Origin of the sequence: Sorangium sp. So ce834 (assembly GCF_051521425.1) — a bacterium.
Classification (GTDB): Bacteria; Myxococcota_A; Polyangia; order Polyangiales; family Polyangiaceae; genus Sorangium; species Sorangium cellulosum_D.
Window position 1 is genome coordinate 3,814,646 of the sequence record NZ_CP150351.1, and the last position, 25,897, is coordinate 3,840,542.

Below are 25,897 nucleotides of genomic sequence, written 5' to 3' on the forward strand. Positions count from 1 at the left end.
GCAACAAGCCGACCACCTCGGCGGCGCCTCGCCGGGCTCCGGGCCGCCGCGCCGGCCCGGCCGAGCGATGTGGCCCGCCCGCACACCGGCGCTGGCTCGACCTTTGAAAAGGCCCAGAGCCCAGCGCGGAGGATCATGGGGCGTTCGGGGACGGGCTGGATCGGTCTCGCCGGCGCGGGGAGGAGCCGCGGCGGCGCCAGCGCGCGGCGGCTCCGCCGCTCGCCTGGGCGCGATCTGCACGGGCGCGCCGGGATCGCGCGGCTGCGCGCGGAGGTGGCCGGCCTCTTCGGCGATGGTGCGCGCGCCGCGCGCATCGAGCGCGACCTCGCCGCGGTCCCCGGCGTCGCGTCCGCGCGGGCGAGCGCGCGGACCGGGCGGGTGCTCGTGCGCGTGCGGGAGGACGCGGCCCATCTGGCCGCCGCCGTGCTCGCCGCCCACGCCGTGCCCGGCGCCCCGCCGCCGCCGTCCGCGCGGCGCGCCGCGCTGGCCCTGGCCGAGGGCGTGGGCGCGCTCGTCCGCGGCGCGTGCCGCCGCCTGCGCCGCGAGGGCGCGGCCGAGCGCGAGCGCGGCGGCGGGGCGGCGTGGGCCGCGCGGGGCGAGCGCGCGCCGGCCGTCGAGCGTGATCTGTACGGACGCGCCGCCGTCGACCGGGCCCACGCGGAGGACGCGAGCGAGGTCGCCCGCGCGCTCGGCGTCGACCCGGCCGCGGGCCTCACCGCCGCCGAGGCGCTGCGCCGCCTCCGCGAGGTCGGCCCCAACGAGCTCGCCGGCGTCGCGAGCCGCTCGTCGCTCGAGATCCTCGCCGCGCAGCTCTTCACCGTGCCCACCGCGCTGCTCCTCGGCGCGGCGGGCCTCTCGCTCGCGCTCGGCGATCTGGTCGACGCGGGCGCCGTCCTCCTCGTCGTCGGCGCGAACGCGGCGATCGGCACGTACACCGAGTCGCGCGCCGAGGAGCTCCTGCACGCCTGGGGCGCGCTCCGGGTCGGGTGGGCGCGCGCCGTGCGCGACGGGCGCGAGCTGCGGCTCGCCGCGTCGGAGATCGTGCCCGGCGACGTGCTCGCGCTCCGCGCGGGCGAGCCGGTCGCGGCGGACGCGCGCGTCGTCGTCGCCGCGGGCGACCTCGCCGTCGACGAGAGCACGCTGACCGGCGAGAGCGAGCCCGTCGAGAAGGGCGCCGCGAAGGTCGACGCCGGCGCGCCGCTCGCCGAGCGCCGCGGCATGGTGTACGCGGGCACCACGGTCGCCTCGGGCGAGGGCGCGGCGGTGGTCGTCGCGACGGGCGGGCGGACCGCGCTCGGGGACATCCAGCGCGCGCTCTCCCGCGAGGGCGAGCGCGCCCCGCCGATCGAGCGGGAGCTCGCCTGGATCGGCCGGCGCCTCGCGGCCTTCGCGCTCGCGAGCTCGTCGGCGGTGGTGGTCGTCGGCCTCGCGCGGCGGCGGCCGCTCCGCGCGCTCGCGCGGAGCGCCGTCGCCCTCGGCGTCGCCGCCATCCCCGAGGGGTTCCCTGCCGTGGGCACCACCGCGCTCGCGCTGGCGAGCCGCCGCCTGCGCGGCCGCGGCATCGTCATCCGCCGCCTCGCCGCGGCCGAGACGCTCGGCGCGGTGAGCGTCGTCTGCGCCGACAAGACCGGCACGCTCACCGAGAACCGCATGCGGGTCGCGGAGATCTTCCTCCCCGGCGAGGGCGTCCTGCGGGTCGCCCGCGCCGCGCGCGACGAGCGCGGCGGCGGCGATCGCGGCGGCGCGGGGCCGCCGCGCGAGATCGCGCTCGTCGGCGAGGACGCGCGCGAGGTCGCCGTGAGCGCCCCGCGCGTGCACGCGCTCGCGCGCATCGCCGCGCTCAACGCCGACGTCGAGCTGAGCGACGTCGGCAAGGTCGTCCAGGGCAGCGGCACGGAGCGCGCGCTCGTCGAGTTCGCGCTCGCGGCCGGCTACCCCGTGTCGGCGCGGCGCCTCGCGGCGCGGCGCGTGAGCGAGGAGCGCCGATCGGCCGAGCGCGCGTTCATGGTGACGGTCCACGATCACCCGGAGCTCGGGCAGATCGAGCTCGTGAAGGGCGCGCCCGAGCAGGTGGTCGCGCGCTGCGACGCCCCGCGCGGCGCAAGCCGCGACGAGGTGCTCCGGCAGAACGACGCGATGGCCTCGCGCGGCCTGCGCGTGCTCGCCCTCGCGTGGCGGCGGGACGGCCGGCCGGACGACGACGCCCCGCTCGAGCTCGCCGGCCTCGTCGGGCTCCGCGACCCGGCGCGCGAAGGCGCGCGGGAGGCGCTCGCGACCCTCTCCGGCGCGGGCATCCGCACCCTGATGCTCACGGGCGATCAGGAGCGGACCGCGCGCGCGATCGGCGCCGCGCTCGGCATCCCCGCCGACGCCGTGCACAGCCGGGTCACGCCCGAGGCGAAGCTCGACATCGTGCGGGCGCTCCAGCAGCGCGGCGCGATCGTCGCCATGACGGGCGACGGCGTGAACGACGGCCCCGCGCTCAAGGCCGCGGACGTCGGCGTGGCCATGGGCAAGCGCGGCACGGACATCGCGCGGGCGGTGGCCGACGTGGTCCTCGCCGAGGACGACCTGCCGAGCCTCGCCGAGGCGGTCTGCGAGGGCCGGCGGCTGCACGACAACGTCCGCCGCGCGATCGCGTACTTCGTCGCCACGAACGCGAGCGAGGTGCTCACGATGCTGGCCGGCGCCCTGGCCGGCGCCTCGCCGCTCACGCCGCTAGAGCTCCTCTGGATCAACCTGCTCACCGACATCGCGCCCGCGCTCGCCCTCGCGCTGGAGCCTGCCGAGCCCGGCGTCATGCGGCGCCCCCCGCGCGACCCGGCCGCGCCGCTGCTCGGCCGCCGCGACCTCCGCGCGCTGGGGCTCGACGCGGCCATGATGTCCGGGGCCTCGCTCGCGGCGTACGCGCTCGGCGGCCGCGCGACCGCGGGGTCGAGGGCGTTCACCGCGCTCGTGACCGCGCAGCTGCTCCACATCCTCGCCTGCCGCGCCGGCGCCGCCGAGGGCGCTCCGGGGCCCATCGCGCGCCGGGACAACCCGCACGTCGCGCGCGCGCTCGCCGCGACCGCCGCGCTCCAGGCGCTCGCGCTCGGCTCCCGCTCCCTCGGCCGCCTGCTCGGGGCGCCGCGCCTCGGCGCCGGCGAGCTCGCGCTCGCGGTGATCGCGGGCGCGCTGCCCTCGCTCTCGCGCGGCTCCCTGGGGCGCGCCGCCGGCGCCGGCCGCGAGATCGTCATCGTCCACCGGGTCGACACCGTCGGCCTCGTCAACGTCGAGCCCTCGGACGACGGTGCGCGCGCCGCGCGCGCCGCCTGTTCGCGGAAGGGGGATACGGCATCATGAGGTTTCATCCACCGTCGTTCGCCCTCGGGGTCGGCAGCGCCGTCCTCCTGATGGGCAAGAAGCAGCACCTCCGGCCGGTGGTCGTCGAGATCGCGGCGCTCGGGCTCCACCTGGGCCGGCTCGGCCTCGCCTTGGTCGAGCGCCAGCGGGAGCACGCCGAGGATCTCTGGGCCGAGATCGCGGAGCGCGTGCGGCACAAGGCCGGCGGCGCGGAGCGGGGCGCGCGCGCCGCGCGCCGGAGCAACGGCGCCTCCGAGCTCCACGGGGAGCCGTCGTCATGAGGCTGCCGCCGGTGCTCCTGGTCCACGCCCTGGAGCGGCGCGTCCGCCTGCGCGCCCCGGCGCTGGCCGGCCATCGTCGCGCGTGCGAGCGCGTCGCGGAGCAGCTCGCGGCCGATCCCGGCTGCGAGGTCGTGAAGGTCCGACCGATCACGGGCTCGGTGATCGTCGAGCGCCTCGACGGCGGCCTCGACGCGGAGCGGCTGCGCGCCCGGCTCGCCGAGCTGGTCGGCGCGGCGCGCGACGACGACGGCCGCCCGCTCGCCGCCCCGCGGCCCGAGGGCCACCCTGGCCCGACGCGCGTCGCGCGCGCCGTCGCGCACGCCGTCGCCGGGATCAACGCGGATGTGCGCGAGGCGATGGACTACCGCGCGGATCTCGGCACCCTCTTGCCGGTCTTCTTCGCGGCGGCCGGGATCGCCGAGGTCGGCGTGACGCGCCGGCTGCCTGCGCCGGCCTGGTTCAACCTGCTCTGGTGGTCGCTCCGGTGGTTCGTGACGTTCAACCCCGCGGCGGTCTCGGAGGAGCTGCGGGCCGCCGCCGGCGGGGCGCCGGGCCCGCCGGCGGACGCGGTCGACGGGATCGGCGGCGTGGGCCCGCCCGGTCGCGCGCTGTAGCGGCGCGGCATCGCCGCGTCGGCGCGGGCTCTCCCGCGGCCGGGCGGATCGCGCCGCGCAGGTCGATGGCGCCCATGACGATGAGCAGGGCGCCGGCGAGCCCTCGAGTCCAGCGCGGGTCGATGCGCGAGTCGACCGCCTCGGCGAGCGCGACGGCGATCAGCGTGCTCAGCAATCAGGGCGGCGGACGCGCCGATGAACACCGATGGGCGGCTCTGGCGCTCATGGCTGGACCGGCTCCACGCCGCGCGCAGGCGCAGAGGTGGAGAGAGGCAGCGAGAGCATTCCACCGGAGAGCGGATGTTTCTCGTAACGCACCTCGCTTGGACATCTTCTTGAGGCGTGAGCGTTCCGGCGTCCTGTCGTGCTCGTTGCGCCTCCCGTCGACCGCGACGTAAAGCGGCGATGCTTCACGCGGGTTCGGGATTCGATTGAACCTTGGTGGCGGCGCGCGTACCTTGTTGTTCCCGATCGTAAGCCCCAGAAGCAGAGGGGAACACGTTGATGGCGCGACCGCAATTTTTTACCTGGTTTGGCCTGTTTATTGCATCGCTTGTCGTGTCTCCTGGCTGCAGCTGCGCCGGTGACGAGGTGACGGTGACCGGGGCCGGGTCGGGCGGTGGCGGGGTCGGGGGTGCTGGCGGTGCGGGGGCTGGCCCTTCGGTGGCGTCGAATGGCGGGGGCGGGGAGGGGGGTAAGGCTGAGGTTGCGGACCGGGGTGTCGCCGCGAGCGATGTGGTCAGCGCGGGCGAGGTCGTGAGCAGCCCGAGCTACCGCATGGTCTTCACCCTCGGTCAGCCGACGCAGAATCAGGGAAAGACGACCTCGCCGAGCTACCGCATGCAGGGCGGGCTGGTCGGGGCGAATGGGAGCTTGCCATGAACGGGATGGGACGGCGTGTCCTCGCGATCTGTGTCCTCCTCGCCGCCTCGGTCGGCCTCGTGCGCGGCGCGTCTGCCGCGGTGCCGACGCAGATCACGCACCAGGGTCGGCTCTTCACGGCGAACGGAGAGCCGGTCAACGACGCGCTCCAGGTGACGTTCTCGGTGTACGCCGCCGAGGCGCCCGAGGATGGCGAGGCGCCGCTCTGGAGCGAGACGATCTCGATCTCGTTCGACGACGGATATTTCTCAACGGTGCTCGACTTCACGGAGGAGCAGGCCGCGAAGGTCTTCAACGGCTCGGTCCGTTACCTTGGAATCAAGGTCGCGAACGATCCGGAGATGGAGCCTCGCGCGGCGATCGGGAGCGTTCCGTACGCGATGGTCGCGAACAACGCCGTTGGTGAGATCACGCCGAAGCTGGTGAAGATCGGCGACAAGGTCGTCATCGACGAGAACGGCAACTGGGTCGGGAACCCGACCGGGGTCGCGGGGCCGCAGGGTCCTCCTGGGCCGGAGGGGCCTCAGGGGCTGCCTGGCGAGGCGGGTCCTGAGGGTCCTCCGGGTCCTCCTGGGCCCGAGGGGGCTCAGGGGCCTCAGGGGCCTCAGGGGCTGCCTGGCGAGGTGGGCCCTGAGGGTCACCCGGGTCCTCCTGGGCCGCCAGGTCCCGAGGGCCCTCAGGGGCCAGTCGGCCCGTCGGGGGTGCTCGCGACGATCGCGATTGCGGGCAATATTGCCACCTCTTTTTCTGGCAACAGCCCCGAATACGTCTTCGTCGGTCCTCCGGGGTCGGTGGGCATCACCGGGAGAAAGCGCGTGACCGGATCGGCCTCTGCGGTCCTTGGTCTGGCGCCGTCCAGCGCACCGCTCCTCGCCGTGGTCGGCCTCTGTTACCAGCCGGTCGACGAGGCGGGCGTCGGGGGCGATCTCGTCAACTTCTTCGGAGGCGCCTTTGCGAACCACTATTTCACGCCGACGCGCACCACCTACTCTGTCTCTGGCACGACCTCGTTGACAGAGGGCAACTGGAATGTCGGCATGTGCCTCCGCAATGAGGGGGGCAGCGCGATCCAGGGAGCGAGCTCGACGACCGCCGGCAGCATGGTGAACGGCTGGTTCATCGTCACGAACGACTGAGGGCGATCCCCTCGCGCTCGAGTCCGCGAGGGCGATAAGCTCGCTCAACGCAGCTGGCTCGCGTAGCTCCCGAGGTGGTGAGCTCGATGAGCCGCGGCAGCCGTCTCGTGGTGCTTCGGAAAGGGGGCGTGCCCGCGCGCCCCCTCCGAGGGCGCGCGGGCCTGCCCGTCAGCGCAGCGCCACCGGGCTCCGCGCGATGTACTCGTCGTAGGCGAGCGTCCGCAGATCCTCGATCCGCTTCGCGCGCATCGCCTCGATGACCGCCCGCGCGAGCTGGAGATCGGTGATGAGCGGGATGTTCGCGTCGACCGCCCGCCGCCGGATCAGGTACCCGTCCGGACGCCCGAGCTGGTCGTACTCGCGGGGGATGTTGATCACGAGATCCACCTTCCCCTGCTCGATCGCGCTCATCGCCGTCTCCCCCTCCTCCAGCTGCTTCGCGAGGCTCGTGCACTCGAGCCCGAGCGCCCGGAGCGCCTCGGCCGTGCCCGGCGTCGCGTAGATGGGGAGCTTCAGGTGCTCGGCGATGATGCGCGCCTCGTCCGCGAACCAGTACTTGTCCTCGAGCGGCCCGAGCGACAGGAGGACGCCCTTCTTCGGGAACCGGAACCCGGTCGCGAGCAGCGCGTGCAGCAGCGCCTCGTGCACGTCGTCCCCGAAGCAGCCGACCTCGCCGGTGCTCGCCATCTCCACGCCGAGCATCGGGTCGGCCCCCACGAGGCGCGAGAACGAGAACATCGGCGCCTTCACGCCGACATAATCGAGATCGAGCCCGCGGTTCTCGACCGGCTGCGACACGCCGAGCATCCGGCGCATCGCCTCCCGGACGAAGTTGTTCCCCGTCACCTTGGACACGAACGGGAAGCTCCGCGACGCGCGCAGGTTGCACTCGATGACCTTCACCGTGTTGTGCTTGGCCAAGAACTGCATGTTGAACGGCCCGGTGATCGAGAGCGCCCGCGCCAGCTGCTGGGCGATCTGCTTGATCCTGCGGATCGTCGCGATGTAGAGCGACTGCGGGGGCAGGACGAGCGTCGCGTCGCCGCTGTGGACGCCGGCGTTCTCGACGTGCTCGCTGATCGCCCAGAGGACGATCTCCCCACGGTCGGCGACCGCGTCGATCTCGACCTCGCGGGCGTGGGTCTCGAACTTCGAGACGACCACGGGGTAGGCCGGGGACACCGCCTTGGCCCTGGCGAGGATGCGATCGAGCTCGTTGGGCTCGTGCGCCACGCTCATGGCCGCGCCGCTCAGCACGTAGCTCGGGCGCACGAGGACGGGGAAGCCGCCGAGCTTGTTCACGATCTCGCCCGCCTCGGCCGCGTCGACGACGTGCGCCCAGCGCGGCTGATCGATCTCCAGCCGGTCGAGCAGATCGCTGAACTTCTTCCGGTCCTCGGCCGCGTCGATGCTCCCCGCGCTCGTGCCGAGGATGCGCGCCCCGGCCTGGTGCAGCCGGAGCGCCAGGTTGTTCGGGACCTGCCCGCCCATGCTGACCACGATGCCGTACGGCTGCTCCCGCTCGTAGATGTCGAGCACCGTCTCGAGGCTGATCTCGTCGAAGACCAGCTTGTCGCACGTGTCGTAATCGGTGCTGACCGTCTCCGGGTTGTAGTTCAGCATCATGGTCTCGTAGCCGAGCTCCGAGGCCGCGCGGATCGCGTTGACGCAGCACCAGTCGAACTCGACGCTCGAGCCGATGCGGTAGGCGCCGGACCCGAGCACCATGATCTTCTTCCGCCAGGACGGCGCGACGTCCGTGGCCGACGCGTGGTAGCTCGAATAGAGGTAGTTCGTCTCGGCGGGGAACTCGGCCGCGAGCGTGTCGATCTGCGCGAGGTGCGGCACGATCCCGTGCCGCTTCCTGAGCTCCCGGAGCGAGCCCCGCGGCGCGCCCGTCAGCGTGCCGATCATCCGGTCGCTGAAGCCGAGCAGCTTGGCCTCCCGGAGCGTCGCCTCGTCGAGCGCGGGCTCCTGCGCCGCCGCGGGCTTGTCGGCCTGCGCCGGGGCGGCCACCCGGAGCGTCTTGAGGTCCCGGTGCATCCGCACGATCGGCTCGATCTGGTGCAAAAACCACCGGTCGATCTTGGTGAGATCGTGGATCTCGTCGACCGACATCCCCTCCTGCAGCGCGCGGGCGACGGCGAAGATCCGGAGCGGCGTGGCGTTCTTCAGCTCGTCGGGCAGGTCCTTGAAGGTGAACGCGTCCGGGTCGAGCCCCTTCACCCCGATGTCGAGCATCCGGAGCGCCTTCTGGATGACCTCGGGGAACGTCCTGCCGATGGCCATGACCTCGCCGACGCTCTTCATCTCGCTGCCGATCCGCATCGAGGCGCCGCGGAACTTGCCGAGGTCCCAGCGGGGGACCTTGCAGACGAGGTAGTCGAGCGCCGGCTCGAAGAACGCGGTCGTCCTGCGGGTGATCGCGTTGGCGATCTCCGGCATCGTGTAGCCGACGGCGATCTTCGCCGCGACGTACGCGAGCGGGTAGCCCGTCGCCTTGCTGGCGAGCGCGCTCGACCGGGAGAGGCGCGCGTTCACCTCGATGACCCGGTAATCGACCCTGTTCGGGTCGAGCGCGTACTGGATGTTGCACTCGCCCACGATGCCGAGGTGGCGGATCGTCTTCAGCGCGACCGAGCGGAGGAGCTGGTACTCCTCGTCGTTCAGCGTCTGCGACGGGGCGACGACGATCGACTCCCCGGTATGGATCCCCATCGGATCGAGGTTCTCCATGTTGCAGACGGTGATGCAGTTGTCGCGACCGTCGCGGACGACCTCGTACTCGATCTCCTTCCAGCCGCGGAGGCACTCCTCGACGAGCACCTGGGGCACGCCGCCGGCGAAGCCGCGCCGCACGGCGTCGTCGAGGTCGCGCTCGCTCTCGACGATGCCGCTTCCCTTGCCGCCGAGCGCGTAGCCGCCGCGGAGCATCACGGGGAACCCGATCTCGCGCGCCGCGGCCATGGCCTCGGCCGGCGTGCGGCAGGCGCGGCTCCGGGCCGTCTTCACGCCGATCTCGTCGAGGCGATCGATGAAGAGCCGCCGATCCTCGGTGTCGCGGATGGCCTTGATCGGCGTGCCGAGCACCCGCACGCCGTACTTGTCGAGGATCCCGGCGTCGTGGAGCTCGAGCCCACAGTTGAGCGCGGTCTGCCCGCCGAAGGAGAGGGCGATCGCGTCGACCTCCTCCTTGACGATGATCCGCTCGACGAACTCCGGGGTGACCGCGCAGAGGTGGATGCGGTCGGCGAGCCCCTCGCTCGTCTGGATGGTGGCGATGTTGGGGTTCACGAGGACGGTGGCGATCCCCTCTTCCTTGAGGGCCTTGATCGCCTGCGACCCCGAGTAGTCGAACTCGCCGGCCTGACCGATCTGGAGCGCGCCGGAGCCGAGCACGAGCACGCGCCGGGGTTTCTTGGGGAGATAGGCGCCGTACATGGCTCAGCTCCTTCCTGCGGTGGAGGTGGGGCGGGGATCCGCGCCGGCGGCCCCTGCGGATTTGAGTCGCGAATCGGCCGACCCCTTCATCGCGCCGCAGAGGCGGAGGAAGTCGTCGAACAGGTAGCCGGCGTCCTCGGGCCCGGGCGTCGCTTCGGGGTGGAACTGGACGCTGAAGAACGGGCGCAGCCGCGAGCGGATGCCCTCGTTCGTGCCGTCGTTGATGTTGACGAACCAGGGCTCCCACTCGGCGGGGAGCGACTCGTGCTTCACCGCGTAGCCGTGGTTCTGGCTCGTGACGTAGCAGCGGCGGCTCAGGAGGTCCTGCACCGGCTGGTTCACGCCGCGGTGGCCGTACGGCAGCTTGAAGGTGTCGCCGCCGGCGGCGAGCGCGAGGATCTGGTTGCCGAGACAGATCCCGAAGATCGGCTTCGTGTACGTGCCGAGCAGGCCGCGCACCGCGGCGACCAGCTGGCCGAGGTCCTTCGGGTCGCCGGGGCCGTTGCCGATGAGGACGCCGTCCGCGGCCTCGGCGAGCTCGGCGATGGGCGCGTGGTAGGGCGCGCGGACGACGGTGACCCCGCGCCGGAGGAGCGAGCGGACGATGTTGTCCTTCGCGCCCGCGTCGATGAGGAGCACCTTCAGGGGGCCGCCCTCGTACGTGATCGGCTCGCGGGGCGACACGAGGCGGAACACCTCCTCGCGCATGTCCACGGCCTCGGCCGAGCGCTTCACCCGATCCAGGTCCATCTCGGCCGGGAACAGCCAGCCCTTCATGGTGCCGACCTCCCGGAGCCGCCGCGTCAGCGTGCGCGTGTCGATCCCGGTGATCGCCGGGATGCCCTCGCTCGCGAGCCAGGCGCCGAGCGAGCGGACCGCGGCGTGGTGGCTGTAGCGCTCGATGTAGTTCTGGACGACGAGCCCCTGCACCTGGATGCGGTCGGCCTCGTAGGGCCCGTCGACGCTGCCTGCCTGCCGCGGCGCGGGCACGCCGTAGCTGCCCACGAGCGGGTACGTCATCGTCAGGATCTGGCCTCTGTACGAGGGATCCGTGAGCGTCTCGACGTACCCCGTCATGCCGGTGTTGAACACGACCTCGCCGCTCACCGCGCGCGGGGCGCCGAAGCACCGGCCCGTCATGGTCGTGCCGTCTTCGAGTACGAGCTTCATCCGATTCGCATCCATCCTCTTTGACCGCCTGGGCCGCCGCGGCGCGGACCCTTACGCAGGAGGGGCCGCGAGCGCGTGCTGCGCCGTGGGCCCGTGGGGTACCCGGTCCGCGCGCGCGCTGCGCGGCGGGCCGGCATCATGATCGAGGCTGGGCGTCCAAGCACCTCCGGTCGCTGGAGCCGCCTGCTCCGGCATTCCGTCGAGGTGGGCATCGCGCCCGCCGTCCCGTTCTTCCACATGCCGGAGACGCCCATTTGCCGTCCCCACGCTCCACGTCAACCAGGAACTTTCGCCTGAGATTTCCAGGCCGCTTCCTGCGCGCTTTTGGCGGGCCGCCGGGCTGTGCAGCGCGGCTAGGGGGTCTGCGCGCGCTCGACGTAGGCGTGCTCGAGGACGAGCACGTCCATCTTCGTCCGGAGGAAGCAGTCGAGCGCCTCCTTGGGGGTGCAAACGACCGGCTCGCTCGCGTTGAACGAGGTGTTCAGGAGGACCGGCGTGCCGGTCAGCCGGCCGAACTCGAGGAGGAGCGCGTGGTAGCGCGGGTTGTCCTTGGCGGTGACCGTCTGGGGGCGACCCGTGCCGTCGACGTGGGTCACGGCGGGGATCTCGTCGCGGCGCTCCGGCTTGACCTTGTAGACCATGACCATGAACGGGTCCGGCGAGGTCTGCTCGAAGTAGTCGCCCACGCGCTCGAGCGGGAGCGCCGGCGCGAACGGGCGGAAGATCTCGCGGCGCTTGATCCGCTCGTTCATGACGTCCTTCATGTCCGGCCGCCGCGGGTCGCAGAGGATGCTGCGGTTGCCGAGCGCGCGGGGGCCGTACTCCATCCGGCCCTGGAACCAGCCGACCACCTTGCCCTCGCTGATCGCCCTGGCGACGCGCGGGATGAGGTCCTCGTCGGGGAGCGTCTCGAACGCGACCTGCTCCTTCCGGAGCAGCTCGTCGATGGCGTCCTGCGAGAACGCCGGGCCGAAGTAGCTGTGGGTCTGGTGGAAGGCGCGCGGGTTGCCGAGCTTGTGGTGGTGGACGTAGAGCGCCGCCCCGAGCGCCGTGCCCGCGTCGCCGGCCGCGGGCTGGACGAAGACGTCCTCGAACAGCCCCTTCGGCCGGATCTTCCCGGCGGCCACGCTGTTGTACGCGCAGCCGCCCGCGAGGGCGAGGCGCGGCGAGCCGGTGAGGTGCTTCGCGGTCGCGAGCAGCTCGAAGTAGACCTCCTCGAACGCCGCCTGCGCCGAGGCGGCGACCGCCTTGAAGCGGTCCTCCATCCGGCTCTTCGGGCTGCGCGCGGGGCCGAGCAGCTCGACGAGGCGCTCGGAGTGGATGGTGCCGTAGCGGGGCTCGCCCTCCCAGGTCATGGAGATGCCCTTCGTGTGGTGCTGGAAGTACTCGAGCCCGAGCTCGAAGGCCCCGTCCTTGACGCGCACCACCTGCCGGAGCTTGTCGAGCAGCTCGGGCTGGCCGTAGGCCGCCAGCCCCATGACCTTGTACTCGTCGCCGAACTTGGGGAAGCCGAGGTACTGCGTCATGGCCGAGTAGAACAGCCCGAGCGAGTGGGGGAAGGCGACGCGCCGGAGGATCTCCAGCTTGCTCCCGCGGCCGCGCGCCCACATCGTGCTCACGAAGTCGCCGAAGCCGTCGATCGAGACGACCGCCGCCTCGTCGTAGCCCGAGGGGAAGAACGCGGAGGCGAGGTGCGCGCGGTGGTGCTCGACGTTGTGCGACTCGGCGCGGATGCGCTTCGGGTCGACGCCGAGCGCGGCGCCGAGGTGCACCTTCGGGGCGCTCGCGCCGAGCGCGCCCTTGAGGAGCCCCGCCGGCGAGCGCCGCGTCAGCGCGTAGAGGAGCTTGTCGCCGAGGTGCGCGCGCGTGTCGCGCCCGATCGCGATGTGATCGATGTCCTCGACCCGCGCGCCGGCGGCGCCGAGGCAGTACTCGACCGCGAGCCGCGGGAAGCCGGCGCAGTGCTTGATCCTGCTGAACCGCTCCTCCTCCGCCGCGGCGACGAGCTGTCCGTCGACGAGCAGCGCGGCCGACGCGTCGCCGTGATAGGCGTTGATCCCGAGGATGAGCATGTTTCGGCCATCTTCGGGCGCCCCCGCGCGAGGGTCAAGGCGCGCCCGGCGCGCGGGCGCGCGAGGGTCAAGGCGCGCCCGGCGCGCGGGCGCGCGAGGGTCAAGGCGCGCCCGGCGCGCGGTCAGATCTCGGCGAGGCGGATGGCCTCGAGGCGATCGCCCTCGTCGATGCGCTCCCGATCGGCCGGGACGAGGACGAGCGCCTCGGCCTCGGCGAAGCTCGTGACCGCGCCCGAGGCCTGGTTCGCGGCGATGCGCGCGACGAGCTCGCCGCTCGAGATCTCGAGGCGCGCGCGGAGGAACTCGGCGCGCCCGGTCTGGCGCCGCAGCGCGCCGGCCGCGCGGACGAGCACGCGCGGCGGCAGCGGCGCGGCGTCGCCCTGCAGCGCGCGCAGGAGCGGCACGCCGAAGAGGACGAACGTGAGCGAGGCGGAGGCCGGGTTGCCCGGCAGCCCGATCACGTGCACGGCGCCGCCGCGCGAGAGCTCGGCGCGCCCCACGGCGAGCGGCTTGCCCGGCTTGATGGCGACGCGCCAGAAGTCGAGCGTCACGCCCGCGGCCTCGAGGGCGGGGCGGACCACGTCGTGGTCGCCGACGCTCACGCCCCCCACGGTCACCACCAGATCCGAGCCGCGCAGCGCCGTGGAGACGGCCTCGGCGGCGCGGGCCGCGTCGTCGGGGACGAACGGCGCGACGCGGACCGCGGCGCCCGCGGCGCGCGCGGTCGCGGCGATGAAGTAGCTGTTCGACTCCGCGACGGTGCCGGCGGGGCCGGGCGAGCCGGGCCCGCGCAGCTCGTCGCCGGAGCACAGCACCGTGACCACCGGGCGGCGCGCGACGAGGACGCTCGGGCGGTCGAGCGCCGCCGCGAGCGCCACCTTCCCCGGCGTGAGGCGCGCGCCCCTCCGCAGGGCGACGGCGCCCTCCGCGAGATCCGCGCCCCGGCGCCGCACCCAGGCGCCGGCGCGCGGCGCCTCGTTCAGGGTGATCTCGTCGCCGCTCCGCGCCGCGTCCTCCTGCGGCACGATCGCGTCGGAGCCGGGCGGCAGCCGCGCGCCGGTGAAGATCCGGCACGCGGTGCCCGGCGTGAGCGTCGGCAGCGGGCGGCCCGCCGCGCTCTCGCCGCGCACGGGGAGCGTCCAGGGCCCGCTGCCCGCGAGCTCGCCCGAGGCGACCGCGTAGCCGTCCATCGAGCTGTAATCGAACGCGGGCATCGCGTCGGCCGCGGCGACGTCCTCGGCGAGCACGCGCCCGACCGCGTCGTCGAGCGACACCCGCTCCGGGCCGACCGGGACCGCGGCCGAGAGCAGCCGCGCGAGCGCTTCTTCGAAGGGGATCATCCGCGCTGCCCCTCGTCGCGCGCGCCGTCCTTCGCCGGCTGCGCGTGCCGGTGGTGGTGGCCTCCCTTGCCGGACGCGAGCGCGACCGCGTGCGCGAGGACGGGGCCGATGAGCTGCGTGACGGCGAGCTCCACCGCCTTCGGGCTGCCGGGCAGCGCGATCACCACGAGCCCGCGCACGACGCCCGCGGCGGCGCGCGAGAGGATCGCGTTCGGCCCGATGGCGTCCCAGCTCAGCCGCCGGAACGCCTCGCCGAAGCCGTCGAGCGTCTTCTCGAAGAGCGGCGCGAGCGCCTCGACGGTCCTGTCGCGCGGCGCGATCCCGGTCCCGCCCGTCGTGACGATCGCGTCGGCGGAGCCCGCGCCCGCGATCTGCTCGATCGCCGCGCGCAGGAGCTCGGGCTCCTCGCGCACGACAGCGTGTGACGTCACGGTGAAGCCGGCGTTCTTGAGGAGCTCGCCGAGGAGATGTCCGCCCTCGTCGTCGTCGAGGGTGCGGGTGTCACTGAGCGTCAGCGTGGCGACGCGCACGGGGGAGCGGCTCATGCGGCAGATCTACGCCTCTCGCCGGCGAATGGCGACCTCTTGGTGACGCCGGCGCGATCGTCGCGGGGCCTCCCCGCGAAGGCCGCGGCCGTCCGGGCGCGGGCGGCCCTCGGGCCTCCTGTCCGCCCGCGCCGCGCTTCCTGTCCGCCCGCGCCGCGCTTCCTGTCCGCCCGCGCCGCGCTTCCTGTCCGCCCGCGCCGCGGAGTGCGCGCCGCCGGCCGCCGTCCATCGGCCCTCGGCCATCAGGGGCGAGCATCAGGGGCGAGCGCTCCGTCGCCCGGCGTCACGGTGATGTCGTTGACGTTGGATGGCTTTCGCATCGCCGCTGCGCTAGGGGAGCGGCGTGTCCGGCCCTCTGATCCCTTACATCGAGCTCCCCGAGATCCCGCTCTCGTTCCTCGAGCACATCCCGCTCGTGGGCCAGCTGATCGATCCGGCGAAGCCGCCCTCGATCAAGCCGTTCGGCACGCTGGTGGCGCTCGGCGTCTACATCGGCGCCGTGGTCGCCACGCGGCACGCGCGCGAGCGGAAGCTGGACGAGAAGAAGATGAGCGAGTTCATCTTCTGGGTCGTGGCGGCCGGCTTCATCGGTGGCCACGTCTTCGACGCGATCTTCTACCACCCGCAGCGCGTCGCCCGCGATCCTCTCTACCTCTTCGCGCTCTGGGACGGCCTGTCGAGCTTCGGCGGCTTCACCGGCGCGCTGCTCGGCGCCGCCTCGTGGCGCTTTTACCGCCGCGAGAGGATCCTGCCCTACTGCGAGGTGGTCAACAGCGCGTTTCCGCTCGCGTGGGTCTTCGGGCGCGCCGGCTGCGCGTCGGTCCACGATCATCCGGGCCGCCTCTCCGACGCGTGGTACGCGGTCAAGTACCCGCTCGGGAACGGTATCGTCGGCCGGTTCGATCTCGGCCTCTACGAGTGCGTGCTCACGATCCCGCTCGCGATCGCGTTCGCGGTGCTCTGGCGCCGGAACCCTCATCGCCCGCTCGGGTTCTACACCGGGGTCATGTGCACCGCGTATGCGCCGGTGCGGTTCGGCCTCGACTTCCTGCGCGAGCGGGAGGGGACGCTCGTCGGCGGCGATCCGCGCTACGGCGGCCTCACCCCCGCGCAGTGGGCGTGCTTCGGTCTGTTCGCGCTGGGCCTTTACTTCCTGCGCATGGCGGCGCGCGGCGAGCCGTCGAGCGCCGGGGTGGGCCCGCTCGACGGCGCTCCGCGCGTCGCGGACGACGACGCATCCGACGACGACGAAGACGACGAGGGCGATGAAACCGAGGAGCCCCGTTCCTCCCGCGCTCGGGCGGGCCGGTAATCGTCCGGGCGGGCCGGCGCGGCGCCCGCGTGGATCCTCGGGATTTCCGGGGGCTTGCGCACCGTCTCCGCGTCGTATCGGACAGATCCGCGCCGCGCGATGCCCTCGTGATCCGGCCGGCGCCGGACGCGGCGGCCTCCCGGGCGCTGCGCTCCTGACGCCGGTCCGGCGCCGCCTGCCTGCGCCGGCGCCGCCTGCCTCTGACGGAGCGCGGGCGAAGCGGCCTTCCAGGTCCGCCGGAGCTGCGCGTTTCGCGTCGGGGGGTCAGGACGGCTCGTACGGGCCTCTTTTGGCTCGCTCGCCCGTGGCGGGTCCCTTGACGCGCCTGGGGCGCTAGATATCGTGGGGTGGAGTTTGCACCAGAGGGTCGGCCCGCCGACCTTCGCTCGATTGAGCTCGGTTGCCCCTTCCGCCGAGAGGGGGGGCGATCGAGGCGCGCTCGCGAAAGGCTCCGCATCATCGACATCGATCACGGAGCGAGTGGACCAAATAAGAGGGAACGCAGGGGCCAACCCCAGGTTTTTCTACAATGGCTGAAGATTCGCGTAAGTTGTTCGTGGCGGGCTTGCCCGACTCCATCACCGAAGACGTTTTGCGGCAGCTCTTCGAGGCCACCGGCGGCAACGTCGTCGAGGTCAGTCTTCCGAAAGATCGCGCGACAGGTCGTCCGCGCGGGTTCGGCTTCGTCACGCTCTCGACGACCGGCGAAGCCAACGCCGCGCGCGAGTCGCTCGACGGGTCCTTTCAGGGCGGCAAGTCCATCTCGGTCCGCCCCTTCCAGGCCGAGCCGCCGCGCCGCGAGGGGCGCCCGATGGGCGGCCCCGGCGGCGGCCCCGGTGCTGGCCCAGGCGGTGGTGGCGGCGGTATGGGCGGCGGCCCGGCCGCGGCGCCCGATCGGACCCTCTACGTCGGCAATCTCCCCTATGACGCGAGCGTCGAGGAGGTCGAGGGGCTGATCGGCTCGACGGGCGCGGGGCCGGTGGTGCGGGTCCACCTGCCCATGGATCCCGACGGTCGCAAGCGCGGGTTCGGCTTCGTGACGATGGCCAGCGCCGAGGCGGCGCGCGCTGCGATCGATGCGCTGCGCGGCGTGGACGTCCGCGGCCGGCGGCTCGTCGTCAACCTCGCTCACCCGAAGGGCGAGCGGCCCGCGCGCGAGGAGCGCCCCGGCGGCTTCGGCGGCGGCGGCGGCGGCTTCGGCGGCGGTGGTGGCGGCTTCGGCGGCGGCGGCGGCGGCGGCTTCGGCGGCGGCGGCGGCGGCGGTGGCGGCGGCTTCGGCGGCGGGCCTCCGCCGCCTGCACGCAAGACGTTCGACGATCGCCGGCGGCGCGGCGGTCATGACGGCGACGGTCCTCCCGGAGGCGGCGGCGGCGGCGGCGGCGGTGGTGGCGGCCGTCGCGCCAACAACAAGAACTGGGATCGCGGCCGCAGTGGGGACGACTGGGACGACGAATGAGCTCTCCCGGTTGACAACTGCACCGTTTCCCGTAGGGTAGGCGCCCTCCAGACGGGCGGTCGGGCGTCGCTGACCCCGCTCACGCACCCCTGGTGCCCTGCCGGTTGCGGTGTCAGCGCCCCCGTGCTGCCCGTGCCTAGGTTCAACCAGGGCCGCCTGTGAAACAGGTCGGCCCTGTCTTCGGAGACCTCCGATGCGCGACATCATCAAGCTGACGTGCGGCAACTGCGGCCGCGCGAACTACCACACGACGAAGAACAAGCGGACGATGACGGACAAGTTCGTCATCAAGAAGTTCTGCCCGACCGAGCGCAAGCACACCGAGCACAAAGAAGGCAAGATCTCGAAGGGCTAGGCCAGGCTGCACGCTGCGCAGCTGGCCGTTGCCGCCCGGGGCCCGCGCATGCGGGCCTCGGGTCAGGCTCTGCGCCCTCGCGGTGCTCGGCTTAACCTTGTCCATTGTTAGGGCGAAGCGATGATCTTCGACTGGCTCTACGGCCTGTTCTCGAACGATCTCGCGATCGACCTCGGCACCGCCACCACCCTCATCTACGTGAAGGGCAAGGGGATCGTGTCCTGCGAGCCCTCGGTGGTCGCCGTCCAGCGCGATGCTCGCGGCGGCAAGAAGGTGCTCGCCGTCGGCCGCGAGGCGAAGGAGATGCTCGGTCGCACCCCCGGCAACATCCAGGCGGTGCGGCCGCTGCGCGACGGCGTCATCGCCGACTTCGAGATCACCGAGGCGATGCTCCGGTATTTCATAGCGCGCGCGCACAACCGCCGCACGCTGGTCAAGCCGCGCATCATCATCTGCGTCCCGTTCGGCATCACCGAGGTCGAGAAGCGCGCGGTGAAGGAGAGCGCCGAGGGCGCGGGCGCGCGCGAGGTCTTCCTGATCGAGGAGCCGATGGCGGCGGCGATCGGCGCCGGGCTGCCGATCACCGAGCCGAGCGGCAACATGGTCGTCGACATCGGCGGCGGCACGACCGAGGTCGCCGTCATCTCCCTCGCCGGCATCGTCTACTCGCAGAGCGTGCGCGTCGGCGGCGACAAGATGGACGAGTCGATCATGGCCTACATGAAGCGCAAGTACAACATGGCCATCGGCGAGCAGACCGCGGAGCGCATCAAGATCACGATCGGCAACGCGTACCCGCTCGAGCAGCAGCTCACGATGGAGGTCAAGGGGCGCGACATGGTCGCGGGCATCCCCAAGACGGTCGTCGTCAACTCCGACGAGATCCGCGACTCGCTGAGCGAGCCGACGAACGCCATCGTGGACGCCGTGCTCATCGCGCTGGAGCGCACGCCGCCGGAGCTCGCGGCCGACATCGTCGACAAGGGCATCGTGCTCACCGGCGGCGGCTCGCTCCTCAAGAACCTCGACGTGCTCCTCCGCGAGGAGACGGGGCTGCCCGTGATGGTGTGCGACGACCCCATCAGCGCCGTGGTGCTCGGCAGCGGCAAAGCGCTGGATCACCTCGAGCTGTTGAAAGAGGTCACGATCAGCTGAAGGTTGGTTTCACGCCCTGCCCGTGAGCTTGCCGGCGGGGCTCTCTTGCGGCGCGCGCCCCGAGGCGGCGCGCGCCGCGCGCGGCGACGACAGGGGTGGCCTCGCGGGGCGCCCCGTACTACCTGGGTCCGGGAGCCACGGTGAACCTGAAACGCTACCGCGACTTCGTGATCGTGCTGCTGGCGCTCGCGGTGCCGTTCTGGTTCCTGCGCGCGAGCATGCGCGACCCCAAGCAGAACACGGGGGCCGACCGGATCATCATCAGCATCGCGGCGCCGATCCAGTACGCGGCCGCGACCCTGGCGCGCGGCATCTCGAACCTCTGGGGCGACTACATCTACCTGGTCGACGTCAAGGAGGACAACGCCAGGCAGGCCTCGCAGATCGCCCGCCTCCGCGAGCGGGTGCGGAAGCTCGAGGCGCTCGAGGAGGAGAACCGGCGCCTGCGCCGGCTGCTCGATCTGCGCCAGAGCCTCCGCACCGACGTGGTGAGCGCCCAGGTCGTCGGCAAGAGCACCAACGATTTCTTCCGCGTGGTGCGGGTCACGCTCGATCGCGAGGCGCGGGACATCGGCTCCAACCTGCCGGTCCTGTCCGCGGACGGCGTGGTCGGCACGACGCTGAAGAGCGCCGGCGACACCGTCGACGTGCGGCTCGTCGTCGACGGGGGCAGCGGCGTCGACGTGGTCGTCGAGCGCACCGGCGCGCGCGGCTTCGTCCGCGGCACCGGCGACGAGAGCAAGTACTCCTGCAGCGTGGAGTACGTGCAGCGCACCGACGAGATCGAGGTCGGCGATCTCCTCGTGACGAGCGGCGTCGGCCGGCGCTTCCCGAAGGGGATCCCGGTCGGGACCGTCACGCAGGTGATCCGCCGCGATTTCGGCATCTACCAGCAGGTCTACGTCGCCCCGGCCGTCGATTTCTCCCGGCTGGAGGAGGTGCTCATCGTGACGACGACGCCTCCGGAGGAGGCCCCGCCGCAGGCGCAGCGGAGGTGACGCGATGAGAAACTCCGCGTTCCTGGCGATGGGGGCCGCCCTGCTGATCGTTCAGTCGAACCTCTTCCGGCTCATCGGCATGCTGAACATCCCGGGCTCGACGCCGAGCCTGCTCCTGCCGCTCGTCGTGTTCATGGGGGTGCACGAGTACTCGATCGCGCGCGGCGCGGCGCTCGCGTTCCTGCTCGGCTACCTGCTCGATCTCTTCACCGGCGCGCCCGTCGGTCTGTTCACCTTCATCACCGTGGCGACCTTCGTCGTGTCGCGGGCGGCCGGCGTGCGGCTCGCCGCGCAGACGCTGCTCACGAAGATCGCCCTGGCCTTCGTCTTCGGCCTCGTCGAGGGGGTGCTCATCGTGATCCTCACCGCCATCTTCGGGGGCGACGCGGCGCGCCCCCGCGCGCTCGCCTTGCTCGTCGCGCCGCACGCGGTCTCGACCGCTCTCTTCGCGCCGTTCGTCTTCCGGCTGGCCGAGCGCGTGCACCAGGCGACGATCAACGTCCCGCGGCCGGGGGAGAGCCCGCGGTGAGCCTCCTCGTCCAGCGCTCCGACGTGAGCGAGTTCCGCCGGCGCTTCCGGTGGATCGCGCTCGGCATGGTCGTCGGCTTCATGGTGCTCGTCGGGCGCCTCTTCTACCTCCAGATCCTCGAGGTCGACGAGAACAAGGCGATCGCCCGCGAGAACATCGTGCGGCGGGTGACGCTCGCGACCACGCGCGGCATCATCCGGGACAAGAACGGCAAGGTGCTCGCTGCGAGCCGGCCCGCGTACAACGTGTACGTCGTTCCGCGGCGCCTCGACATGGAGACGACCTGGCCGAAGGTCGTCGAGTACCTCGGCGTCGGCATCGAGGAGCGGGCGCGGCTCGAGGCGCTCATCACCTCGATCCGCGCCGACGACGGCCCGCGCAAGAACCAGCAGATCCTGCTGAAGGAGGACATCTCGCGCGACGCCGTGGCGACCCTGGCCACGCACGACGCCGAGCTGCCGGGAGTCGACGTGGTGCCGGTCCCGGTGCGCTACTACCCCTACGAGGAGGTCGGCTCGCACGTGCTCGGCTACATGGCCGAGGTGGACGCCGAGCGGCTCGCGTCGCTCCGGAGCGTCGGCTACATCGAGGGCGACCGCATCGGCGTGACCGGGATCGAGCGCGCCTGGGAGAGCTACCTCCGCGGCACGCGCGGCTGGGAGAAGGTGCTCGTCGACGCCAAGGGGCGGCGCCGGACGGGCGGCGACGGCATCATCGAGGAGCCGCGGCGGGTCGATCCCATCCCCGGGCGCGACCTCCGGCTGACGCTCGACGCCGACATCCAGAAGGCGATCGACAAGGCGATGCGCGGGGAGCTCGCCGGCGGCGTCGCGGTCGTCGACGTGCGCACCGGGAGGATCCTCGGGCTCTACTCGAAGCCCGGCTACAACCCGAACGCGCTCTCGGGCGGCTCGGGCAAGCAGGTCATCCGCGACGCCTTCCGGCGGCTCTACTCCGATCCGCTGAAGCCCGCCCTCGACAAGACGCTCTCCGGCGCGTACCCGCCCGGCTCTACCTTCAAGCCGTTCACCGCGCTGGCGGCGCTCGAGAAGGGGCTCATCGATCCCCGGCAGTCGACGCGGTGCCGGGGCGCGCTGACGTTCGGCAAGCGCACCTTCCGGTGCACGCACGTGCACGGGCCGGTCGCGATGCAGAAGGCGATCGCCGAGTCGTGCAACGTCTACTTCTACAAGCTCGCCGCGGAGTACGGCGTCGGCATGGACGTCATCGCCGAGATGGGCCAGCGCTACGGGCTCGGCGCGCGGACGGGGCTCGGCATCAACGCCGAGGCGGGCGGCAGGATGCCGACCCGGGCGTGGATGACGCTCCGGAACAAGGGCCAGTTCCGCCTCGGGTTCGGCCTGAACGCGGCGATCGGCCAGGGCGCGACGACGGTCACCGTGCTCCAGCTCGCGCTCGCGTACGCGGCGCTCGCGAACGGCGGCACGCTCTACCAGCCGCAGATCGTGCGCGCCGTCGAGACGAGCGCCGGCACGGTCGTGCAGGAGTTCACGCCGCGCGTGCGCCGTCAGATCGACATCCGGCCGGAGAACCTCACCCTCGTGCACCGGGCGATGGTCGCCGGCGTGAACGAGGAGGGCGGCACGGCCTTCAAGGCGCGCGTCGCCGGCGTCGAGATGGCGGGCAAGACCGGGACCGCGCAGGTCTCGCACCGGCTCACGCGCGGCGTCGAGGCCGAGCGGGTCTGGTATTTCAACCGCGAGCACGCCTGGTTCGCCGGCTACGCGCCGGCGCGCGCGCCCGAGGTGGCCGTGGTCGTTCTGGTCGAGCACGGCGGCACGGGCGGCAAGCACGCGGCGCCGGTCGCCTTCGAGGTCGTCCGCGCGTACCAGGAGCTCGCGAAGGAGCGGCGCGGCGGCCCGAACGAGGGGCCGCGCGCGGGCAAGAGCAGCGCGGGCCGCGCGCCCGCCGCGTCGGGGCGCACGCCATGATCCGGGGCGACTCTCTCTCCTCTCGCGATCGCGACCACTTCGACTGGCCGCTCTTCATCGCCGCGGTCTCCATCGCGGTGCTCGGCGTCGTCAACCTCTACAGCGCCACGAGCGTCTACTCCGGGGCGCGCGCGGAGCTCTACATCAGCCAGGTCTACTGGCTGTTCATGGGCGGCATCATCGGCGGCGTCCTGATCGCGATCGACTACCGGCACCTGGAGCGCCTCGGCTACGTGCTCTACACGTTCGGCGTCTTCTCGCTGGCGCTCGTGTTCGTGCTCGCGCGCGACGTGCGCGGCTCCGCGCGGTGGATCGAGTTCGGCGCGTTCCGCTTCCAGCCCAGCGAGTTCATGAAGGTGTTCCTGGTCATCGCGCTGGCGAAGTTCCTGCACGACGACCCGCGCAACGAGGGACGCACCCTGCGCGATCTGGCGATCCCGGCGGCGCTGACCGCGGTCCCGGCGCTGCTCGTGCTGAAGCAGCCCGATCTCGGGACGGCGCTCATCCTCGTGTTCGTCTTCCTGACGATCGCGGCGCTCACGCGCGTGCGGTGGCGGAGCGCCGCGCTGTTCGTCGTGTCCATCCTCGTGGCGCTCCCGATCGTCTGGGAGTACGTGCTGCTCGACTACCAGCGCGCCCGCGTCCTCGTGTTCCTCCACCCCGAGGAGGACCTCCTGCACCGCGGCTGGCACGCCCACCACTCGCGGGTCGCGATCGGCAACGGCGGGCTGTTCGGCAACGGGTACCTCCGGGGCACCCAGAACCAGTTCCTCTTCCTGCCGGATCAGTTCTCCGACTTCCCGTTCCCGGTCTTCGCAGAGGAGTGGGGGTTCGTCGGGGGCGTGGTGCTCGTGTGCCTCTATGCGTTCCTGGTCGTGTGGGGGATCCGCATCGCGTCGATGGCGAAGGACCGCTTCGGCGCGGTGCTCGGCGTCGGCTGCGCGGCGATCATCTTCTGGCACGCGATCATCAACATCGGCATGACCTCGGGCGTGGTGCCGGTCGTCGGCGTCGGGCTGCCCCTGTTCTCGTACGGCGGCTCGAGCGTGACCACGGTGATGGTCGCGATCGCGCTGCTCATGAGCGTGTCGATGCGCCGCTACTCCGGCGTCGCCTCGCTCGATCGGCTGTGACGGCGGCGGCGCCGCTGCCGCGTCAGATCGCGCTCTCTGCGAGCCGCGCCTCGATCACGAACGCGAACGCCTTGAGCGCGTCGCGCTCGGTGACCTCGCCGCCGGCGTGCGCCCTCCGCACCGCGGCGCGGAAGCCGAGGTAGCGGCGCCCGTCCAGGCCGAGCAGCGCCGGCACCGTCGCCGGGTCGCGCGGCGCGTCGGTCGCGCCCGCGAGCTCCGCCGCCTTGGCGAGGATCCCCGAGACGAGCGCGCCGCAGCGCTCGAGCGCCACCGCGTACCGCTCGGCGGCGATGGCCGCCTCGATCTCCGCGACCGCCTCGCGCTCGGCGGTCGGCCACAGCGCGACGAACGAGAGGCCCGGCTGGGCGAGGTGCCTCGTCGCCGCGGATGGGCCGTCCGCGCGGGCCGTCGCCGGCGCCTCCGCCGACGCGGCGAGCCGCCGGGCGGCGAGCCGCAGCGACGACGGTATCCCGCGGCTCACCGGATCCCTGACGCCCGCGCTGCGCGGCGCGGCGCCGGCGCTCGGCGGGGCGGCCGCGCCGGGCGCGGCCTCGCCCTCGCTCGGGTCGCCGATCGTCGAGTTCGGGGGCATCGTCGACCACGGCCTGCTGGGCGGAGCGAGCCGCGAGATCACCGCGTCGAGCGGCGCCGACGGCGGCGGCGACGCGTCGCGCAGGGCGGTGACGAGCCCGCCCTCGATCGCGTCGAACCCGCCGAGCCCGCTCCCCATCGCGTCGGGCAGGCGGCTCTCGAAGGCGCGCAGCACCGTGGCGCTGATCTCCTCGAGCCCCTCGTAGAGCCCGAGCCCCGTCTTCGCCGAGGTGGCCAGCGAGACGGCGCGGAACGGATTCAACATCGCGTCGAGCTCCTCCAGGGGGAGGAGGTCCGGCAGATCGCGCTTGTTGTGCTGGAAGACGAGCGGGACATGCTGCAGCTCCCGCCCCTGCTCGGCCAGGTTCTCGCGCAGGTTCTCCAGGCTCTCCACGTTCGCGTCGGCGCGGACGGCCTGCGAGTCGCTGACGAACACGATGCCGTCGGCGCCCGTGAGCACCAGCTTGCGGGTCGCGTTGAAGTAGACCTGCCCGGGCACCGTGAAGAGCTGGAGCCGCACGTTCATCCCGCGCAGCTGGGGGAGCCGGACCGGCAGGAAGTCGAAGTAGAGCGTCCGGTCGACCGGCGTCGCGAGCGAGACGAGCTTGCCGCGGTACTCGGGCTTCGCCGTGGCGTGCAGGTACTCCAGGGTGGTCGTCTTGCCGCCCAGGCCGGGCCCGTAATAGACGATCTTGAAGACGAGCTCGCGCGACAGTGGGTTCACCGACGCCATGGGCGGCGGCGACGATACACGAAAAGGGGATCGAGGGTGCCGGGGCGTGCGCGGGCACGCGTCAGGGCGGCCCAGCCGGGCCCCGACAGGCCGGCCCGGCGTGGCCCAGCGTCATCGGACCCCGACGAGCGGCTCGAGCTTGTCCTTCTGGCCCATCTGCAGCATGAGCGCGACCTGGCCCCGCTGCGCCTGGAAGTAGTCGAGCCGCAGCCGGTGCGTCCCCTCGGTGAGCCGCGCCTCGCCGTCCGTGGTCTTCGCGCTGTGGACCCCGTCGTTCGCGAGCACGCGCTTGTCGTCGATGTAGAGGATCGCGCCGTCGTCCGAGGTGAGCCGGAGCTGGTACACGCCCTCCTCGGGCGCCTTGAACTCGCCCTCGAAGCGGATCGCGAACCACTCGTTCTGCGCGAGCGCGCCCGGGAAGCCGCCGGAGAAGTCCTGCGACTTCACCTCGAACTTGTCGGTGTACAGCACCGCGAACGGCACGAGCCCGTCGAAGCTCGGGAGCTTCTGGCTGTTCTCGGGGATCACGTACGCGAGCCCCCGGAAGGCGCCGCCCTCCCCGTTGCCGAACGCGATCGGGGCGGTGATGCGCGGGGCGCCTTGCGTGGGCAGGCGCCACTTCGCGGTCTTGCGGCGCGCCGGCTCCGGATCGGGCTTGGCCGGCTTGCGCGACCGGGAGGCCGTCTTGGCGGGGGGAGGGGGGGGCGGCGGCGACGTCTCTGCCGGCTTGCTGCCGCTCTGGATGGTGACATGGCAGCCGCAGAGGAGGGACGCGGCGAGCACGCACGAGGCGATGCGCGATGAGGTTCGGACCATGACGTCTCCTGAGAGGGAACGGACGGTCCCGCCCGCCCCCACGT

General features: G+C 72.7%; 19 protein-coding genes. 12 read left to right on the top strand and 7 right to left on the bottom strand.

Going from position 1 to position 25,897, the window contains the following annotated elements:
- Positions 1–135: 135 nt before the first annotated feature.
- The 4 genes from WMF20_RS13915 (at position 136) to WMF20_RS13930 (ending at position 6,255) form a co-directional block, all read left to right on the top strand.
- Positions 136–3,342: a cation-translocating P-type ATPase gene (locus WMF20_RS13915; RefSeq protein WP_437613939.1), complete on the top strand. Its 3,207-nt coding sequence runs from the start codon at positions 136–138 to the stop codon at positions 3,340–3,342.
- Positions 3,339–3,623 (top strand): hypothetical protein, encoded by a 285-nt coding sequence (locus WMF20_RS13920; protein WP_129574810.1) that lies wholly within the window; start codon positions 3,339–3,341, stop codon positions 3,621–3,623. Before WMF20_RS13915 ends, WMF20_RS13920 begins: the two co-directional genes overlap by 4 nt.
- Positions 3,620–4,237: an HMA2 domain-containing protein gene (locus tag WMF20_RS13925; protein ID WP_129574811.1), complete on the top strand. Its 618-nt coding sequence runs from the start codon at positions 3,620–3,622 to the stop codon at positions 4,235–4,237. Before WMF20_RS13920 ends, WMF20_RS13925 begins: the two co-directional genes overlap by 4 nt.
- A gap of 878 nt (positions 4,238–5,115) precedes the next feature.
- On the top strand, positions 5,116–6,255 hold the full coding sequence (locus WMF20_RS13930) for a collagen-like protein (protein WP_437613942.1): 1,140 nt from the start codon (positions 5,116–5,118) through the stop codon (positions 6,253–6,255).
- 168 nt (positions 6,256–6,423) lie between these two features.
- On the opposite strand, the gene carB is transcribed toward WMF20_RS13930, so the two are convergent.
- The 5 genes from carB to WMF20_RS13955 form a co-directional block, all read right to left on the bottom strand.
- Positions 6,424–9,696, bottom strand: coding sequence for a carbamoyl-phosphate synthase (glutamine-hydrolyzing) large subunit (carB, locus tag WMF20_RS13935; RefSeq protein WP_437613944.1), 3,273 nt, complete (start codon positions 9,694–9,696; stop codon positions 6,424–6,426).
- A gap of 3 nt (positions 9,697–9,699) precedes the next feature.
- Positions 9,700–10,866: a glutamine-hydrolyzing carbamoyl-phosphate synthase small subunit gene (gene carA, locus WMF20_RS13940; RefSeq protein ID WP_437613946.1), complete on the bottom strand. Its 1,167-nt coding sequence runs from the start codon at positions 10,864–10,866 to the stop codon at positions 9,700–9,702.
- Positions 10,867–11,219: 353 nt separating this feature from the next.
- Positions 11,220–12,938 carry a carbamoyltransferase family protein gene (locus WMF20_RS13945; protein WP_437613948.1) on the bottom strand — a complete coding sequence of 573 codons (1,719 nt, stop codon included), beginning with the start codon at positions 12,936–12,938 and terminating at the stop codon, positions 11,220–11,222.
- A gap of 122 nt (positions 12,939–13,060) precedes the next feature.
- Complete coding sequence (locus tag WMF20_RS13950) at positions 13,061–14,278, bottom strand: molybdopterin molybdotransferase MoeA (protein ID WP_437613950.1); 1,218 nt, start codon at positions 14,276–14,278, stop codon at positions 13,061–13,063.
- Positions 14,275–14,823 carry a MogA/MoaB family molybdenum cofactor biosynthesis protein gene (locus tag WMF20_RS13955; protein ID WP_129574816.1) on the bottom strand — a complete coding sequence of 183 codons (549 nt, stop codon included), beginning with the start codon at positions 14,821–14,823 and terminating at the stop codon, positions 14,275–14,277. The genes WMF20_RS13950 and WMF20_RS13955 overlap by 4 nt, the downstream gene beginning before the upstream one ends.
- Positions 14,824–15,166: 343 nt before the next feature.
- On the opposite strand from WMF20_RS13955, the gene WMF20_RS13960 reads away from it, so the two are divergent.
- The 8 genes from WMF20_RS13960 (at position 15,167) to rodA (ending at position 23,713) form a co-directional block, all read left to right on the top strand.
- Positions 15,167–16,135, top strand: a complete 969-nt coding sequence (locus tag WMF20_RS13960) for a prolipoprotein diacylglyceryl transferase (protein WP_129574817.1) — start codon at positions 15,167–15,169, stop codon at positions 16,133–16,135.
- Between the two features lie 529 nt (positions 16,136–16,664).
- A complete protein-coding gene (locus WMF20_RS13965) occupies positions 16,665–17,591 on the top strand; it encodes an RNA recognition motif domain-containing protein (protein ID WP_437613952.1) in 927 nt (308 codons plus the stop codon).
- A gap of 193 nt (positions 17,592–17,784) precedes the next feature.
- The gene (gene rpmG, locus WMF20_RS13970) at positions 17,785–17,946 is read left to right on the top strand and encodes a 50S ribosomal protein L33 (RefSeq protein WP_012235039.1); all 162 of its coding nucleotides are present in this window, start codon (positions 17,785–17,787) and stop codon (positions 17,944–17,946) included.
- A 120-nt stretch (positions 17,947–18,066) separates the two neighbouring features.
- Entirely contained in the window at positions 18,067–19,101 is a 1,035-nt protein-coding gene (locus WMF20_RS13975) for a rod shape-determining protein (protein WP_020734872.1), read from the top strand.
- A 140-nt stretch (positions 19,102–19,241) separates the two neighbouring features.
- Entirely contained in the window at positions 19,242–20,099 is an 858-nt protein-coding gene (gene mreC / locus WMF20_RS13980) for a rod shape-determining protein MreC (protein WP_148313566.1), read from the top strand.
- A gap of 4 nt (positions 20,100–20,103) precedes the next feature.
- Positions 20,104–20,628 carry a hypothetical protein gene (locus WMF20_RS13985; RefSeq protein WP_437613954.1) on the top strand — a complete coding sequence of 175 codons (525 nt, stop codon included), beginning with the start codon at positions 20,104–20,106 and terminating at the stop codon, positions 20,626–20,628.
- Positions 20,625–22,580 carry a penicillin-binding protein 2 gene (gene mrdA, locus WMF20_RS13990; protein WP_129574819.1) on the top strand — a complete coding sequence of 652 codons (1,956 nt, stop codon included), beginning with the start codon at positions 20,625–20,627 and terminating at the stop codon, positions 22,578–22,580. The genes WMF20_RS13985 and mrdA overlap by 4 nt, the downstream gene beginning before the upstream one ends.
- Positions 22,577–23,713 carry a rod shape-determining protein RodA gene (gene rodA / locus WMF20_RS13995; RefSeq protein ID WP_129574820.1) on the top strand — a complete coding sequence of 379 codons (1,137 nt, stop codon included), beginning with the start codon at positions 22,577–22,579 and terminating at the stop codon, positions 23,711–23,713. The genes mrdA and rodA overlap by 4 nt, the downstream gene beginning before the upstream one ends.
- A gap of 22 nt (positions 23,714–23,735) precedes the next feature.
- On the opposite strand, the gene WMF20_RS14000 is transcribed toward rodA, so the two are convergent.
- Complete coding sequence (locus tag WMF20_RS14000) at positions 23,736–25,037, bottom strand: GTP-binding protein (RefSeq protein ID WP_129574821.1); 1,302 nt, start codon at positions 25,035–25,037, stop codon at positions 23,736–23,738.
- 111 nt (positions 25,038–25,148) lie between these two features.
- On the bottom strand, positions 25,149–25,853 hold the full coding sequence (locus tag WMF20_RS14005) for a PA14 domain-containing protein (RefSeq protein WP_437613957.1): 705 nt from the start codon (positions 25,851–25,853) through the stop codon (positions 25,149–25,151).
- Positions 25,854–25,897 lie beyond the last annotated feature (44 nt).